Below are 22,618 nucleotides of genomic sequence, written 5' to 3'. Positions count from 1 at the left end.
AAGTACCTTATACTCCAAAAATGCCTCTACAAATAGTCCCAGAAATAGATATCAACAATTATTACATGATGAACATGCAAAATATGACTGTTCAACAGCCGCCTAAACCTGCCAATATACTTCCTGAGATAAAAGAAGTACCAAAAAAAGAAGTGCCAATCAAAGAAGTACCAAAAAAAGAAATGCCAATCAAAGAAGTATCAATCAAAGAAGTACCAATAAAAGAGACTCCAATAAAAGAGAATATTGTTTATGCTCCACCACCAGTCATGGAAGCACCTGTAGAAGTGGCACCGCAACAAGATTATTGTGTACCAGTTACGCCAGTTATGCCTGGCCCAGGATTCTGTCCACCATTTGGAGCTGGTTTCCCGATGGAAATGAACCCATTCATGCCTTACCCGCAAATGCAAGGTGGGGGTATGCCGATGCCAATGCCTTACTCGCAAATGCAAGATGGTGGTATGTCGATGCCAATGCCTTATCAACAAATGCAAGATGGTGGTATGTCGATGCCAATGCAGCCAAGTGGATATCCTGGTAATGCTCCGTCAGTTGCAGGTGCATCGTTTGTAGCGCCGCCGTTCCATGATGAATCATCATCCTTTATGCCGCAGCTGCCTGTTATGAACCCAGCGTATAACCCGAGCGCAGTAATGGGTGCGCAATCACCACAGCAGCCAATGGGTTACTCTTCAATGGCCCCAGCAGGATATGGTCAAATGCCACAAGGTTTTGGCCAACAAATGCCAGCAGGTTTTGGCCAACAAATGCCAGGAGGATATGGTCAAACGCCAGCGGGCTATGACCATCAAATGCAAGGAGGATATGGTCAAATGCCAGCAGGATATGGCCAACAAATGCCAGGAGGATATGGTCAAATGCCAGCGGGATATGGCCAGCAAACGCCAGGGGGATATGGTCAAATGCCAGCGGGCTTTGGTCAAATTGAAGCGGGCTTTGGTCAGCAAATGCCAGCAGGATACGGTCAAATGCCAGCAAGGTATGACCAACAAGTGCCAAGAGGATATGGTCAAATGCCAGCGGGCTATGACCAGCAAATGCCAGGAGGATATGGCCAAATGCCAACAGGTTATCCAATGGAAAGCCCTTCAGGATTCGAGACACCACAAAACCCAACTGACTTTGTTCGACCTCCGGTAATGCATGGAGACCTGTTCGGAAATCCAGCAATGGCTAATCCGTATGGAATGGGCGCACCATATGGCCAAATGCCATATGGATACCCGCAGATGGGTGATCCAATGAGTGCACCTGCAGGCTTTGGAACACCAGAAATGGCGGGACCAAGTCCATTCATGCAGCAGCCAAATCCAACGCAGGGGTTACCAGTAGGAACCGGAGCGCTGGGGGATTGCGGCTGTGGAGCTTCACCAGCTGGAATACCTGGACCAGAAGCCACACCGCAGCCGGCAGCCATGCCACCGAACTTTGTACCGCCTACGCCGCCAATCTATAGCGCACCATATACAGGACCTGTTAATGCTGCACAGCCTCCTTATATGAATCCATATGGTATGGGTCCGGTTGGAACAAGTCCTTACGGTATGCCGGGTTACCAAGATGAGAGCCTTTAATACAGCAAATAATAAAAAGGGAGACGATGATTATTTTGATCGTCTCCTCTCTTATTTTCAATCACAGTTCTATGATAGAATCCTTCAGATGATTCCGATTCGAAAATCCGTTATTTTTTTAAGAACAGATAAAAATGATTATGTCATAAAAGGGTATCATACCAACAGTAGACTTAGACTCCAAGAAGCCTTTACAGCAACATTGAAAAAAGAAGGATTTAAAAAGACATATTTGTTTTTAACATCCCCAGTGAGAGACCAGCTTTTTTTTGAGGGAACTTACTTCGGATGTATGGAGTACATTCCGCCGAATAAAAACGTATTTTCTTTTCATACTCATAAAAATCGCCAAGAAGGAATGGAGTTATTAGAGCAATTTCACCAAACCACAGCTTCGTTTGAATCACGCTATCGAACCTTACTGCCAAAAGGGCACCTTATTGAAAAATGGACTGAAAGGTTAAATGTTTTCTCCAATAATCTTCCCTATCTTGGGTATTTTATCAATGAACCCTTCATCTCGGAAATGTTGTCTTGGGCAAACTGGTCACTTGAAGGTATGGAAAATAATCGTGTTTTTTTTCAAAAAGAACCAACCGTCATATTGCATGGGGATGTAGCCAATCATAACTTTTTAAGGGATACAGAGGGGCAGTTACATCTCATTGATTTCGATTTAATTAGTATCGGACCCGCATCATTTGATTATTTACAATATGCAAACCGGATTTTGCCTTTTATCGATTGGTCATTTGAAAGACTGTCGAGCCTTAAACAAATTAAGAAATACTTACACGAAGAGGCTTTTATATTTGCCTTAGCCTATCCCGCTGATATTTTTCGGGAATGGAATCGAATGATCCGTGAAAAATCGTACACAGATCATACAAAATATAAACAGGTAATGGACTTAACCATTAGTCAGTTTTATGCAAGAAAAAAGTTTATTGACCACTTAAAGGAGTTATTGGACTGAGCAGCTTTGGAATTTTCCGTCTGAATGAAATCCCCCCGAAAATAACACCCTATTAATGAGCATGTTAAGCTCATGCTCAGGATGTTAATGGAGGGGGTTTTTCGCTTGAACAAGAAGCAGTGGATGATTCCTCTTTCAGCCGCATTGATGTTGGGGCTGGCTGGATGTGCAAATGATAATAATCGTGCGGGTGTTAACAAGAACTCGTTAAGGCCGGTTGGATATTATTCCAATGAAAACCACCCAACTTCAGATAACGATTTATTTAGAGATGATGACGGGGCAATAACGGAAATGATGGACCATTCTCTTGGGGATGAGGATCAAGTTACAAATGAAAACAGAAGAAGGCAGCTTCAATTAAGAGACGAAAATGGAAATCCAAAGAATCCATCATCACCTTTAGCTTCCAAAGACCGTAATTTTTTCCAACGCGATAATCGTTTTAGTACAAGCGATATGAACTATCACGGTCATCTGAATGTAAAAAATGGAAATGCCGGGGTTGTTACGGACCCTGACTTCCAGGATAATTTTACTAATAAAGTCAGAAACAAAGTAGAAGCGATTCCAAATGTACAGACCGTAAGATCCGTCGCTTATGGAAATACTGTCATTGTTTCAGTGGTGTTAAATGATCAAGATAAAGCCTCTGCTACAAAAAGTGCAATTAAAAGAGCTGTGAGGCCCTATGCAAACGGAAGAACGGTAAAGGTCATAACCGATGAAGGAACCCTTGGCCGCGACCGCAATTTCAACAAAGATAGTCAGCGCGAAAAGGGCGGAAGGTAATTCCTTCCGCGGTAGAGGGCAAAGCTTTCGAGCTTTGCCTTCTATCAGGAAGGTAATGCCTGGAGAGGGCAAAGCTTACGAGCTTTGCCCTTTTAATATTGAATGAAGGATAAAAAGGCAAAATAAGGCTAAACTAGTACTGGAAAGATTGTTCAATTTTTAACAATAAGAGGTGAGTAGCATGAGGTTTAAGTGGATGGCATGGTATCGGTATAGTCTCGCCGGATTCGCTGTTCTTCTCTTCATGTTTATTTTTAATGCCAAAGGAATGACCATTATCGCCGCTGCTTCACAAAATGATACCCAGAAAAAGACTGAACCTTTACACATGACCGTTATTTTGGAAAAGGTCTATTTAGATGGAGAAATAAGTCAAGAAGTAGTCCACGAGACTTGCTGGTCTGCCGAGAATTTCTGGGCGAAATATGACCAATGGCAGCTGACTGATATCGATGAATCGACAATGGTATTTCGGAAACAGGTCAATGACATATCACCATTGCTTAAAGCAAATGGATTTTTTGGGATAACAGAAGATAATGTATTGAGCATTTTTAATGGAAGACCGGACCAATTGAGAATTATTCAATCATTTTTTCAAATAGATATTAAGAAGTTGGAAAGTACGAAGCAAGAAGAACTTCTTCAAGGCATACCAATCAAAACAAAAGATCGATATGTTGAAGTTTTAGAGACATTTAAGCCTTATTCTTTAAAAAAAGAATAGTAATATCACCGAATCAGACTGATGCCGCCACTTCAGCCTGGTTTTTTTTTGAATTCTCCTTGTTCGAGTCGTAATTTTGTGAATCTAAATGATTTATTAGCGGAAAATAGAGTTTAATGGGCGAATTTTGAGGTTTAATGGGCGAATGCCGCAATCCAATGGGCGAATTTTGAGGTTTTATGAGCGAATTTCGTCGTTCAATGAGCGAATCCCGAATTCCGAATAGTTTGATGTTTCGTCTACCAGCCTATTTTCTACAACTAACCTAAAATTGTATGATAGAATGAAATACAGTGAAAAACTAGGGGAGAGAATGTAGTGTACGAATTTATAAAAGGGACCGTCGATTTTGTCGGACCAGAATATATAGTTGTCGAGAACAGCGGCATTGGCTATCAAATATCTACACCCAATCCGTTTATTTATGCTAGTAAAATGGAAACAATGGTAACCGTCTATACCTACCACTACGTTCGTGAGGATGTAATGGCCCTGTACGGTTTCGAAACAAGAGAAGAGAAAAAGCTTTTTACAAAATTACTAAATGTATCAGGAATCGGTCCAAAAGGGGCGTTGGCCATCCTTGCTTCCGGTGAAGTACAACAGGTGGTTACCGCCGTTGAAAACGAAGATGAAAGCTTCCTAGTCAAATTCCCCGGGGTTGGCAAAAAAACAGCCCGGCAAATGATATTGGACCTAAAAGGAAAATTGCAGGATATCGTTCCCGACTATTTCCCCAATTTATTTAATACCGACCAACTTCACTTACATACACAAGCAAACAACTCGAACTTGGAAGAAGCCATTCTTGCTCTGAAAGCATTGGGGTATTCCGAAAAAGAAATCAAAAAGATTTCACCTGAGTTAAGAAAGGAACAAATGTCAACGGACCAATACATTAAGAAAGCCCTTCAGCGGCTTTTAAAATAGGTGATGATTCATGGATGACCGAATTATTTCGAATGAAGTCAATGAGAGTGAAATCAGCATAGAACAAAGCCTTAGGCCGCAAACCTTAAGACAATACATCGGACAGGATCAAGTAAAGGAAAATCTTGATATTTATATTAAGGCAGCAAAAATGCGTAAGGAAACGTTAGACCATGTGCTCCTTTATGGTCCGCCCGGATTAGGGAAAACAACACTCGCTGTCATTATCGCCAATGAAATGGGCGTGAACATCCGCACCACTTCAGGACCTGCGATTGAAAGGCCTGGTGATTTAGCTGCGATTCTTACCGCACTCGAACCTGGGGACGTTTTATTTATTGATGAAATTCATCGCCTGCAAAGGACGATTGAAGAGGTACTTTACCCAGCGATGGAAGATTTTTGTCTTGATATTGTCATTGGTAAAGGCCCAAGTGCGAGATCAGTCCGCCTCGAACTCCCACCCTTTACGCTTGTTGGAGCGACAACAAGGGCAGGCTCCCTATCAGCTCCTTTAAGAGACCGGTTTGGAGTTTTAAGCCGACTCGAGTATTATAAGGAAGATCAATTAAAAAATATTGTCCTGCGAACAGCGGAAGTGTTCGGTACCGAAATCGATGACCTCTCAGCATCAGAAATAGCCAGGAGATCACGAGGGACGCCGAGAATTGCGAATCGTCTTCTACGCCGGGTTAGAGATTTTGCCCAAGTAAGAGGGAATGGGACGATTGAGCTGGCCCTAGCGCGAGAAGCACTCGAACTCCTCCAAGTAGATCGACTTGGTTTAGACCATATCGACCATAAACTGCTGAAGGGCATTATCGAGAGATTCCGCGGCGGCCCTGTCGGACTTGACACTATTGCCGCATCGATTGGGGAAGAAGCCGAAACGATTGAAGATGTGTATGAACCTTATTTATTACAAATTGGCTTTTTGCAAAGAACTCCACGGGGCAGGGTGGTAACCCCATTGGTCTATCACCATTTTGGGATGGATTCGCCTGCCACTGATTGATTATTAAATAAAGATTAGGGTGTCATAATATGAAGGTAGATTTGTTTGATTTTCATTTGCCTGAGGAATTAATTGCACAGGTTCCGCTTCATAATCGGACGGATAGCAGATTAATGGTCCTAGATAAGGAATCAGGCGAAATAAAGCATGAAGTTTTTAAAAATGTTATCGACTATTTGCGTGAAGGAGATTGCCTTGTTTTAAATGATACCAAGGTACTACCAGCACGTCTTTTTGGCGTCAAAAAAGATACAGGTGCAAAAATAGAAGTCTTACTCTTGAAGCAGCTGGAAGGTGATCAATGGGAGACACTTATCAAGCCTGCAAAAAGAGTAAAAGAAGGAACGGAAATAGATTTCGGTGATGGCCTTCTTACGGCCGTTTGCACAGGGACCTCGGACCATGGCGGGAGAATATTAGATTTTAAATATGAGGGTATTTTTTATGAGGTCCTTGACCAATTAGGTGAAATGCCGCTTCCTCCCTACATAAAAGAGCAGCTCGAGGACCGGGATAGGTATCAGACCGTGTTTGCCCGTGAACCTGGTTCAGCCGCGGCACCAACGGCAGGGCTTCATTTTACAGACAGCTTATTAGAAGAGATTAAAGAAAAAGGTGTTCATATCGCCTTTATTACCCTTCATGTAGGGCTCGGAACCTTCCGTCCTGTAAGTGTAGATGATGTATTGGAACACGATATGCACTCCGAATTTTATATCGTCACAGAGGGGACAGCACGTTTGCTTAACGAGGTACGCAGCAATGGGGGCAGAATTATTACCGTTGGGACTACCTCAACACGAACCCTTGAAACGATTGCCTCCGCAAATGATGGACGTTTTATCGAGGGCAGCGGCTGGACCAATATTTTTATTTACCCAGGGTACGAATTTAAAGCAATTGATGGCATGATAACGAACTTTCATTTGCCAAAATCAACCCTGATTATGCTCGTCAGCGCGTTAGCAGGCAGAGAACATGTTTTACATGCTTATCAAACTGCCGTTACAGAGCGGTATCGTTTTTTTAGCTTTGGCGATGCAATGTTCATCATCTAAGAGGTACATAAGGAAGGAGAATAAAATTTGACTGCGATTCGTTATGAATTAATCAAGACATGTAAACAAACGGGGGCCAGGCTTGGCAGAGTCCATACCCCGCACGGTTCGTTTGATACCCCTGCATTTATGCCGGTAGGAACGCTGGCAACTGTGAAAACAATGTCCCCCGAAGATTTAAAAGAAATGGGAGCGGGGATCATTTTAAGTAATACCTATCACCTGTGGCTCAGGCCGGGGCACGAAATCATCAGAGAAGCAGGCGGACTACATAAATTTATGAACTGGGACCGAGCCATCCTTACAGATTCGGGCGGATTCCAGGTTTTTAGTTTAAGTGAATTCCGTAAAATCGAAGAAGAGGGAGTCCATTTCCGTAACCATATGAGTGGTGAAAAATTATTTTTATCACCAGAAAAGGCGATGGAAATTCAAAATGCCCTTGGTTCCGATATTATGATGGCCTTTGATGAATGCCCTCCATACCCGGCAACATATGAGTATATGCAGAAGTCTGTCGAAAGAACATCACGATGGGCGGAGCGCTGTTTAAATGCACATGGCCGTCCCAATGACCAAGGCTTATTTGGAATCGTCCAAGGGGGAGAATATGAGGAGCTTCGCAAGCAGAGTGCGAAAGATCTTGTTTCGTTAGACTTCCCTGGCTATGCGGTTGGTGGTTTGTCAGTGGGTGAGCCAAAGGACATTATGAATCGCATGCTTGAACACACGACACCACTTTTACCTACAAATAAACCAAGGTATTTAATGGGTGTAGGATCACCTGATTCATTAATCGATGGCTCAATCCGCGGAATTGATATGTTCGACTGTGTGCTGCCTACACGAATTGCCAGAAATGGTACATTGATGACAAGCACTGGCCGACTTGTTGTAAAAAATGCACAATTTACGAGAGATTTTGGCCCGCTAGATGAAAATTGCGATTGCTATACCTGCCGAAATTATAGCCGTGCATACATTCGTCACTTAATTAAATGTGACGAAACATTTGGAATTCGTTTAACGTCTTACCATAATCTCTATTTTCTGTTAAGATTAATGGAGAAAGTCAGACAAGCCATCATGGAAGACAGGCTTGGTGATTTTAGAGAAGAATTTTTTGAGCAATATGGTTTTAACAAACCGAATGCGAAAAATTTCTAATAGATGATTTTTGAAAGGAGGGAAACAAGATGTCAGGAGGAATTGGTACCATAGTTCCATTAATATTAATGTTTGTGTTATTTTATTTCCTATTAATTCGCCCGCAGCAAAAGCGCCAGAAAGCGGTACAGAGAATGCAAAGTGATTTAAAAAAGGGTGATAAAGTAGTCACGATTGGTGGATTACATGGTTTTATAGATTCAATTGATGAGAATAAAGCCGTAATTAAATGTGGTGACGGAAGCCGTCTTACATTTGACCGTAATGCCATTCGCGAAGTCACTGCGGATGCAAGTGAAGGAAGCGTCAATCTAACGAAATAGGAACAAACGAAAAGGAAGCCGTCCTGTATGGCTTCCTTTTTTAATTGTCTAGCTCCAGCGCTTCCGCTTTTCGATGCTAAGCGGATCTCCGTGAATTGTTGGTAGAAATGTTTACCCCTAAAATTCCACCCATCATCGCAATTAAGGTATAGCAAGTATGATAAATTACTTGTTCGGCGTTAAATAGGCGATCATATCCTAAGTATTGGAATAAAAAAACAACGATCGAGTAGATAAGCCCAGTTAGTCCGCCAATAAGCCAACCCTTTTCTTTTCTTTTCCCGCCAGATAGAAAACCGCCTCCGAATAGCCCGATGAATGATAATGCCGTGATGACATATTGTAGTGATACTTCACGTGCAGACGTAAACTTGAGAATAAAAGCAAAAATAATGCTGCATATCACGGCAAAAACAAGAATAAAAATTAATCCGTACAAAATGGAAACACGAAAGCTTTTCGGTTCTATTTTAACTCTCCCCCTTCAGTTGCCTTCAGGCTGGCAAATTATCCTTAAAAATCAGTACTGCCAGACCCTAGATACATGTTTCTTTCCTAGTACAAGCGTATTCGTAAAAGGAGAAAAGTAGAATATATTTTCTTTAATTTTCTGCTATGAAGAGTGGGCTGGTATTTTATTCCGCTAATTTTTTATCCATTTCGGCAAACAATATCGTTGAACGTAAAAAAAGGGGCGACGGTTGTGGAGGATTATTTAACGATTGTATTTCGAACGCTTTTATTATATGCAGTTATCCTAGTCATTTTTCGAGTCATGGGGAAAAGGGAAATTGGGGAATTAAGCATTTTAGATCTAGTTGTTTTTATTATGATTGGTGAGATGGCAGTTGTGGCCATCGAAAGAGTTCATACACCTTTGTTCCATACGTTGGTTCCAATGGTGTTGCTCATGCTGATTCAAATTACCTTAGCGATTTTTTCGTTGAAAAGTAAAAAATTTCGTAATCTGATTGATGGGCAGCCAAGCATTATTATTAATAGGGGGAAAATAGATGAGAACGCAATGCGGAAGCAGCGGTACAATTTTGATGATTTAATGACCCAGCTTCGAGAAAAGAACATTCGCAGTATTGCTGACGTGGAATTTGCGATATTAGAATCCTCTGGAAGTTTGTCCGTCATTGAAAAATTAAAGAATAATAATAATGAACCTGAGCTAGGCGATATAACCATCCCTTTAATCCTAGATGGAAACATTGAAGAAGAAAATTTGAAAAGAATTAACAAAACAAATCTCTGGCTTCGGCAGGAATTGAAAAAACAGGGCTATCGCGATGTGAAGAAGATTTCTTTTTGCAGTTATGAAAATGGGAAATTCTTTATTGATCTACAAGATGAATGAACAAAAGACACGCTAAGAATGCGTGTCTTATTTGTAAAGAAAGTAATTAGGCAAACAAGTTTCGAAGCCAGGGAATACGTTTTAGCTCTTCCTTTTTAATAAGCCCTAACAAAATAATCATGACCAAATAGGAAATGGACATGGCCATTAACGAAAATATAACTTTAATGGTTAACGGTTCAGTTAGGAAGGTGTTCTCAAATAACCAATAGCCTAACCAGCCTGTAACTCCCATGACTAGAAATCCCTTCAGATAATCGCGAACGTAAAATGAGAAGGAAATCTTTTTTAACACCGTTGCAAAATGAAGAACAGTGACTAATACAAAGCCAACGATAATTCCTAATGCCACCCCGTTAATTCCAAATGAGGCTTGCGAAGCCAGTAAAAAAATCACAGCTGTCTTAACGATGGCACCAATAAGACTATTAATCATCGCTGCTCGTGCAAGATTCAATGCTTGTAACACAGCTTGTAACGGTCCTTGATAGTAATAGAATAAAAAGAAGGGAGCCATCAATCTAATAAAATAAGAGCCCTTCGCTGAGCCATACATGAGTTCCATCAATGGGTTAGCCAGCACATATAGAACGACAACGGCCAGTCCACCCGATAAAAAGGCAAAGCGTAATGCTTGCTGTAATCGGTATTCAATCAATTTTTTGTTGTTCTGCGTATTGGCTTCGCTAATCGCTGGCACAAGTGATGTTGCTAAAGAAAAGGTGATGAAAGACGGTAACATTAACAGGGGCATCGCAAAACCAGTTAAGGCACCATATTGTTTGGTAGCTTCTACAGTGATGACACCAGCAAGGGCTAAGCTATGGACGACAACTATTGGTTCAAAGAACCATGCCACAGATCCAATCATTCTGCTCCCCATTGTCGGTAAAGCGATATCCATGAGTTCTTTGAAGGTTTGTTTCCCGCTGTGGACAAATTGAAAGAAATTTTTCCTAAGCTTAAAACGTTTTTTTAATTTAAAGGCAGTCATTAAGTAGATGAGTGAGACAAGTTCGCCGATTACTGAGGAAACCATTGCTGCTGCGGCGGCATATTCAATTCCATAAGGAAGGAACGCTTTTGTCATCACAGCAATCAAAGAAATTCTCACAAATTGTTCTAAAATTTGTGAGATTGCCGAGGGACGCATGTTTTGTCTGCCTTGAAAGTAGCCCCGAAGCACAGAGGAAATCGCAATTACTGGAACCACAGGAGCTATTGCAATTAAAGGATAAAAGGTTCTTGGGTCAGTAAACAATGTTTTTGATAGAATGGGTGCAAGTAAGATTAGCGCTGGCGTAAATATAAGTGATAAAGAAATAGTCGTCGCTAAGGATACAACAAGAATTTTTTTAATTTCTGCAAAATTTCCTTTTGCTTCTGCCTCCGCGACATTTTTTGAAATAGCAACAGGGAGCCCTAACTGTGTAAGCGTCACTACAAGGATGAATGTAGGAAACGCCATCATGTATAAGCCAACACCTTCTTCCCCAATACTCCTTGCTATTACAATCCGATTAATAAAACCAAGGACTCTTGTAACAAGACCTGCGATTAATAGGATAAAAGTCCCCTTTAAAAACTTCGACATGCGGATTCCCACCTTCTCAAATAAGAAGAATTCATATACAATTATCTATATGCCTAATGGTGGACAAAGCATGACAAGTAGTAAAAGCTTTTTGAAAAGTTCAATTCAGGTGGGAGAGCTCCCAAGGAGGCAGTCATAATGGATAATAGTCACAGATTCGAACATTTTCGCACCCAGGTCCAACCAGCAGTAGCAAGTAAACTCACGGAGTTTCAATTGCTAGGGATTGATTCTGTAACGGAGAAGGAACTTTGGGATTTTTTAATTAAGAAAAAGTGGAAAAAGGTAAAGGAAGAAATGAAACTGTACGAAATTATCCAAGAAATCCTGTCTGTTAAGGCGAGCGATTATCTCAGCTTCGCGACGATTGAGGCATATAAAACGACCGAATTCTCATTTGATAATGAAGATGAATTGAAAGAGCTTTTAAAATGAAAATGCCTTATGAATTCATATTATTGTAAATTGACAGCCAATCTAACTTCTTTCATAATGAAGGAAGTGACTTTTTGGTAATTTATATAAGGATTATACGGAACAGTGCTAATGCACATGCACTAAGGAGGAACAATACATAATGGTAAAGCGCAGTAGAATTGTTGCTTTTTTTCTTGTCGTTCTAATTATAGGAAGCACAATGGGAGCAACAACAAAGAACATCTTAAACAATATGAAGCTAGGACTAGACCTTCAAGGTGGATTTGAAGTTTTGTACGATGTTAAGGAAGCGAAAAAAGGTCAAAAAATTGACAAAGAGGTTTTGGCTAGCACCGCTGAGGCACTCGACAAGCGGATCAATGTCCTTGGGGTAAGTGAACCTAGTATTCAAATTGAAGGAAAGAACCGGATTCGTGTGCAGCTTGCTGGGGTAACAGACCAGAATAAAGCTCGCGAAATCTTATCTACTCAAGCAAATCTAACCTTCCGTGATGCTAATGACCGTCTGATGATGGATGGTTCTGACCTAAAACAAGGCGGAGCTAAGCAAACTTTTGATGAAAATGGTGCACCAAGCGTTTCTTTAACATTAAAAAGTGCCGATAAATTCCGCAAGGTGTCCGAAGAAATTATGAAAATGGCACCAAACAATGTTCTTGTTATTTGGCTGGATTTTGAAGAAGGAAAAGACTCATTTAAAGAGGAAGTAACAAAAGAGAACCCTAAATTTTTATCAGCCCCAACAGTAAAGCAAATATTTAATCAAAATACAGTTTCGATTGTTGGCAGTTTTACTGCAAAAGAATCTCAAACCTTGGCTTCGCTTTTAAATGCAGGCTCCTTACCGGTTAAGTTAAAAGAGGTGTACTCAACTTCCGTCGGAGCTAAGTTCGGGGAACAAGCATTACATGATACGGTCTTAGCTGGGATCATTGGTGTTGTAATCATATATCTTTTCATGCTTTTCTATTACCGTTTTCCAGGTTTCATTGCTACTGTTACGTTATCAATTTATATATTTCTCGTCTTATTAATTTTTGATTGGATGAATGGGGTTCTGACCTTGCCGGGAATTGCCGCGATTATTCTCGGAATCGGTATGGCCGTCGACGCCAACATTATTACTTATGAACGGATTAGAGAAGAACTAAAGGTAGGTAGAAGCATTAAATCAGCGTTCCAAGCTGGTGAGCAGCATGCCTTTACAGCTATTCTTGACGCCAACTTAACAACAATCTTAACAGCTTGTGTTTTATTCTTTTACGGGACAAGCTCAGTAAAAGGGTTTGCGACAATGTTAATAGTGAGTGTCCTGATGAGCTTCCTCACGAATGTATACGGTGCAAGGTTATTGCTAGGGCTATGGGTCCAAAGCGGTTTATTAAATAATAAACCTGGTTGGTTTTCAGTACGCAAGTCCCAAATTAAATCTATTAACGATAATGTAGATACAATCGATCTTCCGACTCGATTTGATAAAATTGATTTTGTTAAACTTAGGAATAAAGTATTCATCCTATCCGGAGTTCTCCTTGTTGCCGGTGTAATCATTCTCGCTATTTTCCGTATGAATTTAGGAATTGATTTTTCAAGCGGAACACGTGTAGAGGTTCAATCAAGAACACCTTTAACCACTACCCAGGTGGAAAGTGCTTTTAACAAACTTCATTTAACTCCAGATGATGTCGTCATTTCTGGTGATAAAAAGCAAATTGGTGCCGTCCGAATGATTGGGGTACTGTCAAAAGATGAAATTTCAACTTTAAAAGCAGATTTTAAAAAGCAATTTGGCTATGAGCCGAATGTTAGCACCGTTTCTCCGACGATTGGAAAAGAACTAGCGAAAAATGCCTTTTTTGCAGTCTTGATTGCATCAATTGGTATCATTCTCTACGTTTCGATTCGGTTTGAAGCATATATGGCTATCGCCGCGATTGCTGCCATCCTTCATGATGCATTTTTCATGATTGCTATTTTTAGTATTACAAGACTTGAAGTAGATTTAAACTTTATCGCCGCAATTTTGACCATTATTGGTTACTCAAACCATGATACGATTGTTACTTTCGATAGGGTTCGCGAGAATATGCAAAAGAAAAAACGGCTTAAAACGGTTCAGGATATTGCTGAAGTGGTAAATGTTAGTATTCGCCAAACTTTAACACGGTCGTTTAACACCGTTTTAACAGTCCTCATTACGACAGTATGCTTAATGATTTTTGGAAGCCCAGCAATTCGCAATTTCTCTATCGCTTTATTCGTTGGATTAATTATTGGGGTATATTCCTCCGTCTTTGTCGCAGGTTCTTTATGGTATGTATTGAAATGTAAAGAGTTGAAGAAGAAGGGCGTTATTAAAACGGTAAAAGAGAAAAGAAAGTATTCTGATCAACCACAAGTATAAATTTAGTTGAAAACCGCAGATATCCTGCGGTTTTTCTTTTGTCTAGCTCCGGCGCCCAGCGACTAGTGAACTTCGCTCTCTTCCTTACGATTAGTCAAGAACGAATGCGCTTACGCTCTTCGTGTTTCCTTTATCTCAGTCAGAGCGCTCCAGTCCATACGTCGCTAACCGGGCGCCTCCGCTTTTCTTTTATTGAATCCTGTATTCCACTCCTGTATAATAAGAAGGTCTGAGGGGTGAACATACACATGTTAAGTTCGAAAACGAGATGGATTGTTCGGAAATCCGATGAACAACTGATCAATAAGCTAGAAACTGAATTGAAAATAACGCCTCTTGTCGCTTCACTGCTTGTCAACCGTGGCTTTAATACCGTTGAATCTGCACGGTATTTTTTATTTGGAAAGGAAGAATTCCACGATCCCTTTCTCTTAACAGGGATGGATATTGCAGTTACGAGAATTCGTGAAGCCATCGAAAACCAAGAGCCGATCCTCATTTTCGGCGATTATGACGCTGATGGAGTAAGCAGCACATCAGTTTTAATGATCACGCTTCGTGACCTTGGTGCAAATGTTCAATTTTACATCCCTAATCGTTTCACTGAAGGATATGGCCCAAATGAGGCCGCATTCCGGAGTGCAGCGGAAAATGGAATAAATTTAATTATTACTGTGGATACTGGAATATCAGCTACCTATGAGGCATCCGTTGCAAAAGAGCTAGGCATGGATCTCATCATTACCGATCACCATGAGCCTGGGCCGGTATTACCTGAGGCACTTGCGATCATTCATCCCAAACTTCCTGATAGTACCTATCCGTTTCGAGAACTGGCAGGAGTGGGTGTAGCCTTTAAACTTGCCCATGCCCTTTATGGAGAGGTTCCAGAGCATTTGTTAGAAATAGCTGTGATTGGGACGATTGCTGATTTAGTCTCGTTAAAAGATGAGAATCGCCTGATCGCCAAAAAAGGACTTGAAAAACTAAAAACAACGAATAATATTGGCCTTAGAGCCATTTTAAAGCTGGCAGGGGTCGATCCCATGTCGATAAATGAAGAAACAATTGGCTTTACCCTCGCGCCAAGGATTAATGCCGTGGGGCGTTTAGAAGATGCTGACTTAGCTGTTCAGCTGATCTTAACCGATGATCCATTTGAAGCAGAAAGCCTTGCATCAGAAATGGATGCTCTCAATAAGTCAAGACAGTCGATTGTTAATTCGATTACGACTGAGGCGATGGAAGAGGTTGAAAAGAATTTCCCGATCGAGTCTAATAAAGTTCTAGTCATCGGTAAGGAAGGTTGGAATGCCGGAGTCATCGGAATTGTTGCCTCAAGACTCGTTGAAAAGTATTACCGGCCAACGATTGTACTGAATTTTGACCCGGATAAGGGAGTGGCAAAGGGTTCGGCCCGCAGTATTGCAGGTTTTGACCTATTTAAAAATTTATCAACCTGCCGTGATATTTTGCCGCACTTTGGAGGTCACCCCATGGCAGCAGGGATGACCTTAAACCTAGAGAATGTTACGGAACTCCGCACAAGGTTAAATTTACTGGCAGATGCTCAACTGACTCATGAAGATTTAATTCCAGTAACATATCTCGATGAGGAAATTAAACTTCAACATGTAAATCTATCTTCATTAGATGAAATGAGTCTACTTGCTCCTTTTGGAATGGACAACCCCAAACCAAAGGTTTTAATCAACAATGTCGATATTACAAATATCAGAAAAATTGGCAGTGAGCAAAACCACTTAAAGGTATTAGTGAATGAAAGTGGTGCTAATCTGGATGGGGTAGGCTTTGGTTTAGGACCCTTAGTGGATCATATCTCACCTGCATCAAAAATTTCGTTAATTGGAGAATTATCTGTTAATGAATGGAACAATATGCGTAAACCACAAATTTTCATCCACGATATTGCCGTGGAGTCATGGCAATTATTTGACTATCGCGGACAAAAGCGGATCAACAGCCTTTCAAATGCTGTCCCTGCTGATAACAGGAAGTTTATTATTTTTAATCAAGAACACCTTGAAAAAATAAACCCTAATTTGATCGATGAGACCATTTTTATTAAAGATGTGGAAGATGCAAAATCGTTCGATGGGAACAAGGCAAATATTGTTCTAGTTGACTTTCCTTCATCAAAAGAAATCCTAAAGGTTTTATTTAAAGGGAAACAGCCAGCTAGGATTTATGCATATTTTTATAAAGAATCCAGTGATTTCTTTAGTACTGTCCCGACCCGTGACCATTTTAAATGGTTTTATGCTTTTCTGTTAAAAAAGGGTCCGATTGATCTTAAACGACATGGGGGTGACCTCGCGAAGCATCGCGGTTGGTCGCAGGAAACGATAAACTTTATGTCAAAGGTGTTTTCTGACCTGGATTTTGTTACAATAAACAATGGATTTATAACTTTAAACACCGGAGCGCAAAAGCGTGACCTAACTGACTCTCGAACCTACAAAATAAAACAAGCACAATATGAACTTGAAAGGGAATTATTGTTTTCATCCTTTCAGGATTTAAAAGCCTGGTTCGATCAAGTTTTTCAAGAGTCGGTTGAAACTGAGGAGGCAATTGAAGAATGGACTTAAAAGAATTTATTACAATCGTACCTGACTGGCCAAAAGAAGGAATTAAATTTAAAGATATCACCCCTTTAATGAATGATGGTGAGGCCTATAAATATGCAACAGACCAAATCGTTGCTTATGCAAAAGAAAGACAAATTGATCTGATTGTCGGACCTGAAGCCCGAGGATTTATTATTGGCTGTCCGGTTGCATATGCCTTAGGCATAGGCTTTGCCCCAGTCCGTAAAGAAGGTAAACTTCCACGGGAAACGATTAAAGTTGGTTACGGGCTTGAATATGGTAAAGATGTTCTAACCATCCATAAAGATGCCATCCAACCAGGCCAACGTGTCCTAATCACGGATGATTTGTTGGCTACAGGCGGTACAATCGATGCGACGATTCAATTAGTGGAGCAACTTGGCGGTGTGGTTGCAGGGATTGCTTTCTTAGTTGAGTTAAGTTATTTAGAAGGTAGAAAAAAACTTGATGGTTATGATGTTTTAACATTGATGCATTATTAAACCATTAAAGAGGGCACTCGGGACGAGTGCTCTCTTTATATAATTTAAAGCGGAAGTGCCCATTTAGCATACTTTTTCCTGAATAGTGTGGAAAAAGACTCTCAATCTCTTTACATCTTGGCTTTTTTTTTCGATAATAATAACAATCATTCCTATTTAGAACAAATTTTTAGAGAATGACATTTATATAAATAAAATGAGACGAAAATAAAGGTGATTTCATGGCGAATGATCTAGTGTTAACAGCCGACCAAGTCATCGACAAGACTCGGAATTATTTAAATGATGAACATGTTAAATTTTTGGAAAAAGCATACGAATTTGCAAAACATGCTCATCGTGAACAATATCGAAAATCGGGGGAACCGTACATTATTCATCCGATCCAGGTTGCTGGCATTCTAGCTGACTTGGAGATGGATCCTGCCACGGTTGCAGCTGGTTTTCTTCATGACGTCGTTGAAGATACGAGTATATCTTTAAAAGATATTGAGTCTTCTTTTAATGACGAAGTGGCCATGCTTGTCGACGGCGTAACCAAATTAGGGAAAATTAAATATAAATCTCACGAGGAACAGCAGGCAGAGAACCACAGAAAAATGTTTGTGGCAATGGCCCAGGATATCCGGGTCATCCTTATTAAGCTTGCCGACCGTTTGCATAATATGCGGACACTTAAACACCTTCCTATAGAAAAGCAGCGTCGGATTTCAAATGAAACACTTGAAATTTTTGCACCTTTGGCACATCGTCTTGGTATTTCTAAGATTAAATGGGAACTGGAAGATACAGCCTTAAGGTATTTAAATCCGCAGCAATATTATCGAATTGTTAACTTAATGAAAAAGAAGCGCGCTGAACGTGAGCAATATTTAGTGGATGTCATTGAAGAAGTAAAGAATCGAATGGGTGAAGTGTCCATTAAAGCAGAGCTTTCTGGCCGTCCGAAGCATATTTATAGCATTTATCGGAAAATGGCCTTGCAAAACAAGCAGTTCAGTGAAATTTATGATTTGCTAGCTGTTCGAATCGTCGTAAACAGTATTAAAGATTGCTATGCTGTTTTAGGGATTATTCACACTTGCTGGAAACCAATGCCCGGCCGTTTCAAGGATTATATCGCGATGCCGAAGCCTAATATGTATCAATCCTTGCATACTACCGTAATCGGCCCAAAAGGAGATCCGCTTGAGGTTCAAATTAGAACGTATGAGATGCATCGGATTGCTGAATTCGGGGTGGCAGCACACTGGGCTTATAAAGAGGGCAAAGAAGCACTTAACGAGAGCACTTCTTTTGAACAGAAATTAACCTGGTTCAGAGAAATACTCGAGTTCCAAAATGATACCGCCAATGCGGAAGAGTTTATGGAGTCATTGAAAATTGACTTATTTTCGGATATGGTTTTTGTGTTTACACCAAAAGGTGATGTCATTGAGTTGCCGTCTGGTTCTGTTCCTATTGATTTTGCTTATCGAATTCACTCCGAAATTGGCAATAAGACGATAGGCGCAAAAGTGAATGGCAAAATGGTGACGCTGGACTACCGGCTTAAGACTGGTGATATCATCGAAATCCTTACATCGAAACATTCATACGGTCCAAGTCAGGATTGGTTGAAGCTGGCGCAAACATCGCAAGCGAAAAACAAGATTCGGGCCTTCTTTAAGAAGCAGCGCCGTGATGAAAATGTCGATAAGGGCAAAGAGATGGTTGAAAAAGAAATCCGTAATATGGAGTTCGATATTAAAGAAATATTCACCGCTGACAATCTGAAAAAGGTTGCTGAAAAGTTTAATTTCTCCAGTGAAGAAGATATGTATGCAGCAGTTGGTTATAATGGTGTAACGGCTTTACAGGTCGCCAACCGATTAACCGAGAAATGGCGCAAAAAGAGGGATCAGGAGCAGAGTTCGAATATTACCAATGCCATAACGGACCTAAAAACCTTCCCATCTTCCAAAAAACGTGAATCCGGTGTCCGAGTTTCCGGGATTGATAATTTACTGATTCGGTTATCAAGATGCTGCAATCCGGTTCCTGGCGATGAAATTGTTGGTTTTATTACCAAGGGGCGCGGAGTCTCTGTTCATCGTTCGGACTGTACGAACATTGATTCTAATGATGCTCAGTCAAGGTTAATCCCGGTAGAATGGGAATCGTCCTTAAATGATCGAAAAGAATATAATGTTGATATTGAAATTAACGGTTATGACCGAAGAGGGATTCTCAATGAAGTACTTCAAGCTGTAAGTGAAACAAAAACAAATATTTCTGCCGTTTCAGGCAAATCGGATCGGAATAAAATGGCGACGATTAGCATGTCGATTGCCATACACAATGTGAACCATTTACAAAAGGTGGTTGAACGAATTAAACAGATCCCCGATATTTATTCCGTCCGTCGAATGATGAATTAAGGAGTTTCCAAAAATGCGTGTAGTTGTTCAACGAAGTAAAGGTGCCAGCGTAACTGTTGGCGGGGAAGTAACTGGTCAAATAACAAAGGGGTTTGTCTTACTTGTCGGTATCACCCATGCTGACAAAGAAGAGGATGCCATCTACCTAGCCGATAAAATTGCCAACCTCCGTATTTTTGAGGATGCCGATGAAAAGATGAATCTATCTTTATTAGATGTTGGCGGTGAAATTCTTTCTGTATCGCAATTTACTCTTTACGGTGATTGCCGAAAGGGGAGAAGGCCAAACTTCATGGAAGCGGCCCGGCCAGACCAAGCTGTTCAACTTTATGAGTTACTTAACAGCTTGCTGAGGGAAAAAGGGATTCGTGTTGAAACCGGCATATTCGGTGCGATGATGGATGTTGAACTCATCAATGACGGTCCCGTGACGTTGATACTCGAAAGTAAATCATAAAAAAGGCTTGGCACTTGCGATTAGGTGCTAGGCCTTTTTGCTTTGGATAGGAAAAGCCCTGGAATTTGTAGAAACCTTCCAAGGCCCTTATTCATTCTCTTTAAAATATCTGGCTAATCCATTAAACAAACCAGAAGCGGCATTTTCTTGGAATCCACTGGATTTTATCGTCATTTCTTCTTCCGGGTTACTTAAATAGCCAAGTTCTATTAAAACGGCTTTTTGACTATTCTCACGGATCACATGGAAATCGCCAAAACGCACTCCACGGTTTTTCAATTTTGTTTGTCCAATAGTTGATGTGAAAATGGATTCAGCCAGGGCTTTTTGATAGGAATGATAATAAAAGCCAGTCATTCCACGAACACTGCGATCTAAATTACTATCGTAATGAAGGCTGATAAAAGCATCCGCCTTGTAATTACGTGCCATATTCACTCGAGCAGCGAGTTGTAAGTATGAATCATTTTTCCTCGTTACGTAGACATTGGCTCCTGCGGCTTTTAATTTATTAGATAAAAGCTGGGATGTCCTAAGTGTAAGCTCTTTTTCAAATGTTCCGCTGCCTCCAGTAGCCCCTTTATCCACTCCGCCATGTCCTGGGTCCAGAACAATGGTTTTATTTTTAAGATATAATTCGGCTCCTGGCTTTTCAATCTGTTGTTTCGTTCCGTTAATGGAAACAAGCCAGCCAGCAACATACCCTGTTTTTCCGTTCTTCAGCTTAATCTCATACCAGTCATTAATTACCCTTTTAACGGGATAATTACTGCCCTTATTTGCACGCTCGAGGACACCTGATTGCACATTTGGTTCTTCTCGGATATTTGTCCCGTTATGTATTATCGTAATGATACTTTCCTTCACAGCTTGTCCAGATTGGGATTTCACTGTTTTTTTATCAAGATACCATCCGGTAACCCATCCGAAACTACCAGTCTTGTATTCTATTTTTGCCCAGTTATTCTTCTCTTCTACTATCTTATAACTTAAACCATAGGTTACAGTCCCAATGAGGTTTGAATTTAATGAGGCCGCTGAGCGAACACTAAGACTATTCGCTGTTACGGTTCCGGTGACGGCACTGGTAGTCATTTCGTTTTGAGTCGTGCCATTTTGAGCAATTGATGTTTGACTGTCAATAAACTCAGAACTGACCCATCCCCTTAAATTAGAAAAGCCAACCTCTAACCAATTATTTTGTTTAGAATAAATGGTTACGCTTGTCCCACCTGTTAATTTCCCAATAACGGGACTCGATGTGGAGGGTTCACGTCTTATGTTTAATGTATCACCATTGACGATACCTGTATTATTTTTCGTAGCAGTACTTTCTGGTTTACTTTCTTGTTGGAAATCGTTATCTTTTGTGACTAGCCAATTAACTAACCAGCCAGTTTTTCCAAATGATAATTGAATTTGAATCCAATCCCCTTGCTCCTTTACAATCTGATACTTCTCGCCCCGATTGGCTATTTTTACAAGGGGATAACTCAAGCCTGGGCCGCCGCGGACATTGACTAAATCGGTGGAAATAGTAACGGAACCTGTCGCTGCTACACTTTTCCCTTGAGGCAGGAAGGCTCCAAAAATAAGAATTATAGATAATAGCAATAAACTATACTTCTTGACCATAACCCCCTCCTTTTCTATTAATTCAATTTTAACGTATTAAAAGCTGAAAATCATTCCTAAATTGCTAATATTGTCCAATAAATTGAGAAATACTTATTGATTATGCAAGTTTTTCACGAATGGTGGAAATAATATCAGTATTGAAGAAAGGGCAGAGGTGATTAAGAATGAGAGCGAGTGAAAAAGGAATGAACATCCAGTCAATGGATGGACGACTTTTCGGAGTTGATTTTCATGATTTTATTCAAAAGGAACAGCATACTACCTCGTTTGAACTGGCATCAGAATTTGGATTAACGATCGGTGATGTCAGAAAGTTAAAAAAACATTTAGAAAGATCATAAAACACTATTGACATTACCATCGATGCTCCGTAATATTAATAAAATAAAATGACATATTGCGACATAACCAATGATGGAGCATAGTAATTAAGCACAGTCATGAAAAGAGAGGAAATGCCCTAGGCTGAAAGCATTTCTACATGGAACTTAATGAAGGAACACTCCGTAGGCTTCTCTCTGAAAAAGGATCAACTTTAGTAGGAGAAGAACGTAGCAGGCGTTAACTGTTAAAGAGGAAGTGCATGAAATCTATGCCTTCAAC

The 22,618-nt window shown here is 40.5% G+C and carries 19 protein-coding genes and 1 other annotated feature (1 of these 20 only partly in view); of the genes, 16 read left to right on the top strand and 3 right to left on the bottom strand.

Going from position 1 to position 22,618, the window contains the following annotated elements; all coding sequences use genetic code 11:
- The first annotated feature begins 1,584 nt into the window (after positions 1 to 1,584).
- The 8 genes from COE25_RS24075 to yajC all read left to right on the top strand — a co-directional run bounded on the left by COE25_RS24075 (position 1,585) and on the right by yajC (position 8,586).
- Positions 1,585 to 2,574, top strand: a complete 990-nt coding sequence (locus COE25_RS24075; RefSeq protein ID WP_088089127.1) for a phosphotransferase — start codon at positions 1,585 to 1,587, stop codon at positions 2,572 to 2,574.
- A gap of 105 nt (positions 2,575 to 2,679) precedes the next feature.
- A complete protein-coding gene (locus COE25_RS24070; protein WP_179195924.1) occupies positions 2,680 to 3,366 on the top strand; it encodes a YhcN/YlaJ family sporulation lipoprotein in 687 nt (228 codons plus the stop codon).
- A 181-nt stretch (positions 3,367 to 3,547) separates the two neighbouring features.
- A complete protein-coding gene (locus COE25_RS24065) occupies positions 3,548 to 4,093 on the top strand; it encodes an intercompartmental signaling factor BofC (protein ID WP_088089125.1) in 546 nt (181 codons plus the stop codon).
- Between the two features lie 318 nt (positions 4,094 to 4,411).
- A complete protein-coding gene (gene ruvA / locus COE25_RS24060) occupies positions 4,412 to 5,023 on the top strand; it encodes a Holliday junction branch migration protein RuvA (protein ID WP_088089124.1) in 612 nt (203 codons plus the stop codon).
- A gap of 10 nt (positions 5,024 to 5,033) precedes the next feature.
- Complete coding sequence (gene ruvB, locus COE25_RS24055) at positions 5,034 to 6,038, top strand: Holliday junction branch migration DNA helicase RuvB (protein WP_098934422.1); 1,005 nt, start codon at positions 5,034 to 5,036, stop codon at positions 6,036 to 6,038.
- Between the two features lie 29 nt (positions 6,039 to 6,067).
- Positions 6,068 to 7,096 carry a tRNA preQ1(34) S-adenosylmethionine ribosyltransferase-isomerase QueA gene (gene queA, locus COE25_RS24050; RefSeq protein ID WP_098934421.1) on the top strand — a complete coding sequence of 343 codons (1,029 nt, stop codon included), beginning with the start codon at positions 6,068 to 6,070 and terminating at the stop codon, positions 7,094 to 7,096.
- A 27-nt stretch (positions 7,097 to 7,123) separates the two neighbouring features.
- A complete protein-coding gene (gene tgt / locus COE25_RS24045; RefSeq protein WP_088089121.1) occupies positions 7,124 to 8,263 on the top strand; it encodes a tRNA guanosine(34) transglycosylase Tgt in 1,140 nt (379 codons plus the stop codon).
- Between the two features lie 29 nt (positions 8,264 to 8,292).
- Complete coding sequence (gene yajC / locus COE25_RS24040; RefSeq protein ID WP_088089120.1) at positions 8,293 to 8,586, top strand: preprotein translocase subunit YajC; 294 nt, start codon at positions 8,293 to 8,295, stop codon at positions 8,584 to 8,586.
- Positions 8,587 to 8,662: 76 nt separating this feature from the next.
- Here the strand turns inward: yajC and COE25_RS24035 are convergent, their stop codons facing one another.
- Positions 8,663 to 9,025, bottom strand: coding sequence for a TIGR04086 family membrane protein (locus COE25_RS24035; protein WP_088089119.1), 363 nt, complete (start codon positions 9,023 to 9,025; stop codon positions 8,663 to 8,665).
- Between the two features lie 264 nt (positions 9,026 to 9,289).
- Between COE25_RS24035 and COE25_RS24030 the strand changes: the two genes are divergently transcribed.
- Complete coding sequence (locus COE25_RS24030) at positions 9,290 to 9,949, top strand: DUF421 domain-containing protein (RefSeq protein WP_088089118.1); 660 nt, start codon at positions 9,290 to 9,292, stop codon at positions 9,947 to 9,949.
- Positions 9,950 to 9,995: 46 nt separating this feature from the next.
- Here COE25_RS24030 and spoVB read toward each other — a convergent pair whose 3' ends face one another.
- Positions 9,996 to 11,543, bottom strand: coding sequence for a stage V sporulation protein B (gene spoVB / locus COE25_RS24025; RefSeq protein ID WP_088089117.1), 1,548 nt, complete (start codon positions 11,541 to 11,543; stop codon positions 9,996 to 9,998).
- Between the two features lie 138 nt (positions 11,544 to 11,681).
- Between spoVB and COE25_RS24020 the strand changes: the two genes are divergently transcribed.
- From COE25_RS24020 to dtd, 6 genes are all read left to right on the top strand, one after another.
- Positions 11,682 to 11,978, top strand: a complete 297-nt coding sequence (locus COE25_RS24020; protein ID WP_098934420.1) for a post-transcriptional regulator — start codon at positions 11,682 to 11,684, stop codon at positions 11,976 to 11,978.
- Positions 11,979 to 12,120: 142 nt separating this feature from the next.
- A complete protein-coding gene (gene secDF / locus COE25_RS24015) occupies positions 12,121 to 14,385 on the top strand; it encodes a protein translocase subunit SecDF (protein ID WP_088089115.1) in 2,265 nt (754 codons plus the stop codon).
- A gap of 248 nt (positions 14,386 to 14,633) precedes the next feature.
- Positions 14,634 to 16,997 carry a single-stranded-DNA-specific exonuclease RecJ gene (gene recJ, locus COE25_RS24010; RefSeq protein WP_098934419.1) on the top strand — a complete coding sequence of 788 codons (2,364 nt, stop codon included), beginning with the start codon at positions 14,634 to 14,636 and terminating at the stop codon, positions 16,995 to 16,997.
- Positions 16,988 to 17,500, top strand: coding sequence for an adenine phosphoribosyltransferase (locus COE25_RS24005; RefSeq protein ID WP_088089113.1), 513 nt, complete (start codon positions 16,988 to 16,990; stop codon positions 17,498 to 17,500). Before recJ ends, COE25_RS24005 begins: the two co-directional genes overlap by 10 nt.
- A gap of 221 nt (positions 17,501 to 17,721) precedes the next feature.
- Entirely contained in the window at positions 17,722 to 19,920 is a 2,199-nt protein-coding gene (locus tag COE25_RS24000; RefSeq protein WP_088089112.1) for a RelA/SpoT family protein, read from the top strand.
- Between the two features lie 13 nt (positions 19,921 to 19,933).
- Positions 19,934 to 20,377: a D-aminoacyl-tRNA deacylase gene (dtd, locus tag COE25_RS23995; protein WP_088089111.1), complete on the top strand. Its 444-nt coding sequence runs from the start codon at positions 19,934 to 19,936 to the stop codon at positions 20,375 to 20,377.
- Positions 20,378 to 20,464: 87 nt separating this feature from the next.
- On the opposite strand, the gene COE25_RS23990 is transcribed toward dtd, so the two are convergent.
- Positions 20,465 to 22,012, bottom strand: coding sequence for an N-acetylmuramoyl-L-alanine amidase family protein (locus tag COE25_RS23990; RefSeq protein WP_098934418.1), 1,548 nt, complete (start codon positions 22,010 to 22,012; stop codon positions 20,465 to 20,467).
- 167 nt (positions 22,013 to 22,179) lie between these two features.
- On the opposite strand from COE25_RS23990, the gene COE25_RS31010 reads away from it, so the two are divergent.
- Positions 22,180 to 22,356: a hypothetical protein gene (locus tag COE25_RS31010; RefSeq protein ID WP_166253587.1), complete on the top strand. Its 177-nt coding sequence runs from the start codon at positions 22,180 to 22,182 to the stop codon at positions 22,354 to 22,356.
- Positions 22,357 to 22,417: 61 nt separating this feature from the next.
- Positions 22,418 to 22,618 (top strand) — a binding site (T-box leader) (it continues 41 nt past the right edge of the window).

The sequence above is a fragment of the Bacillus sp. AFS031507 genome, from assembly GCF_002584635.1.
GTDB lineage: Bacteria > Bacillota > Bacilli > Bacillales > Cytobacillaceae > Neobacillus.
This window is presented reverse-complemented; position numbering and strand designations above follow the sequence as displayed.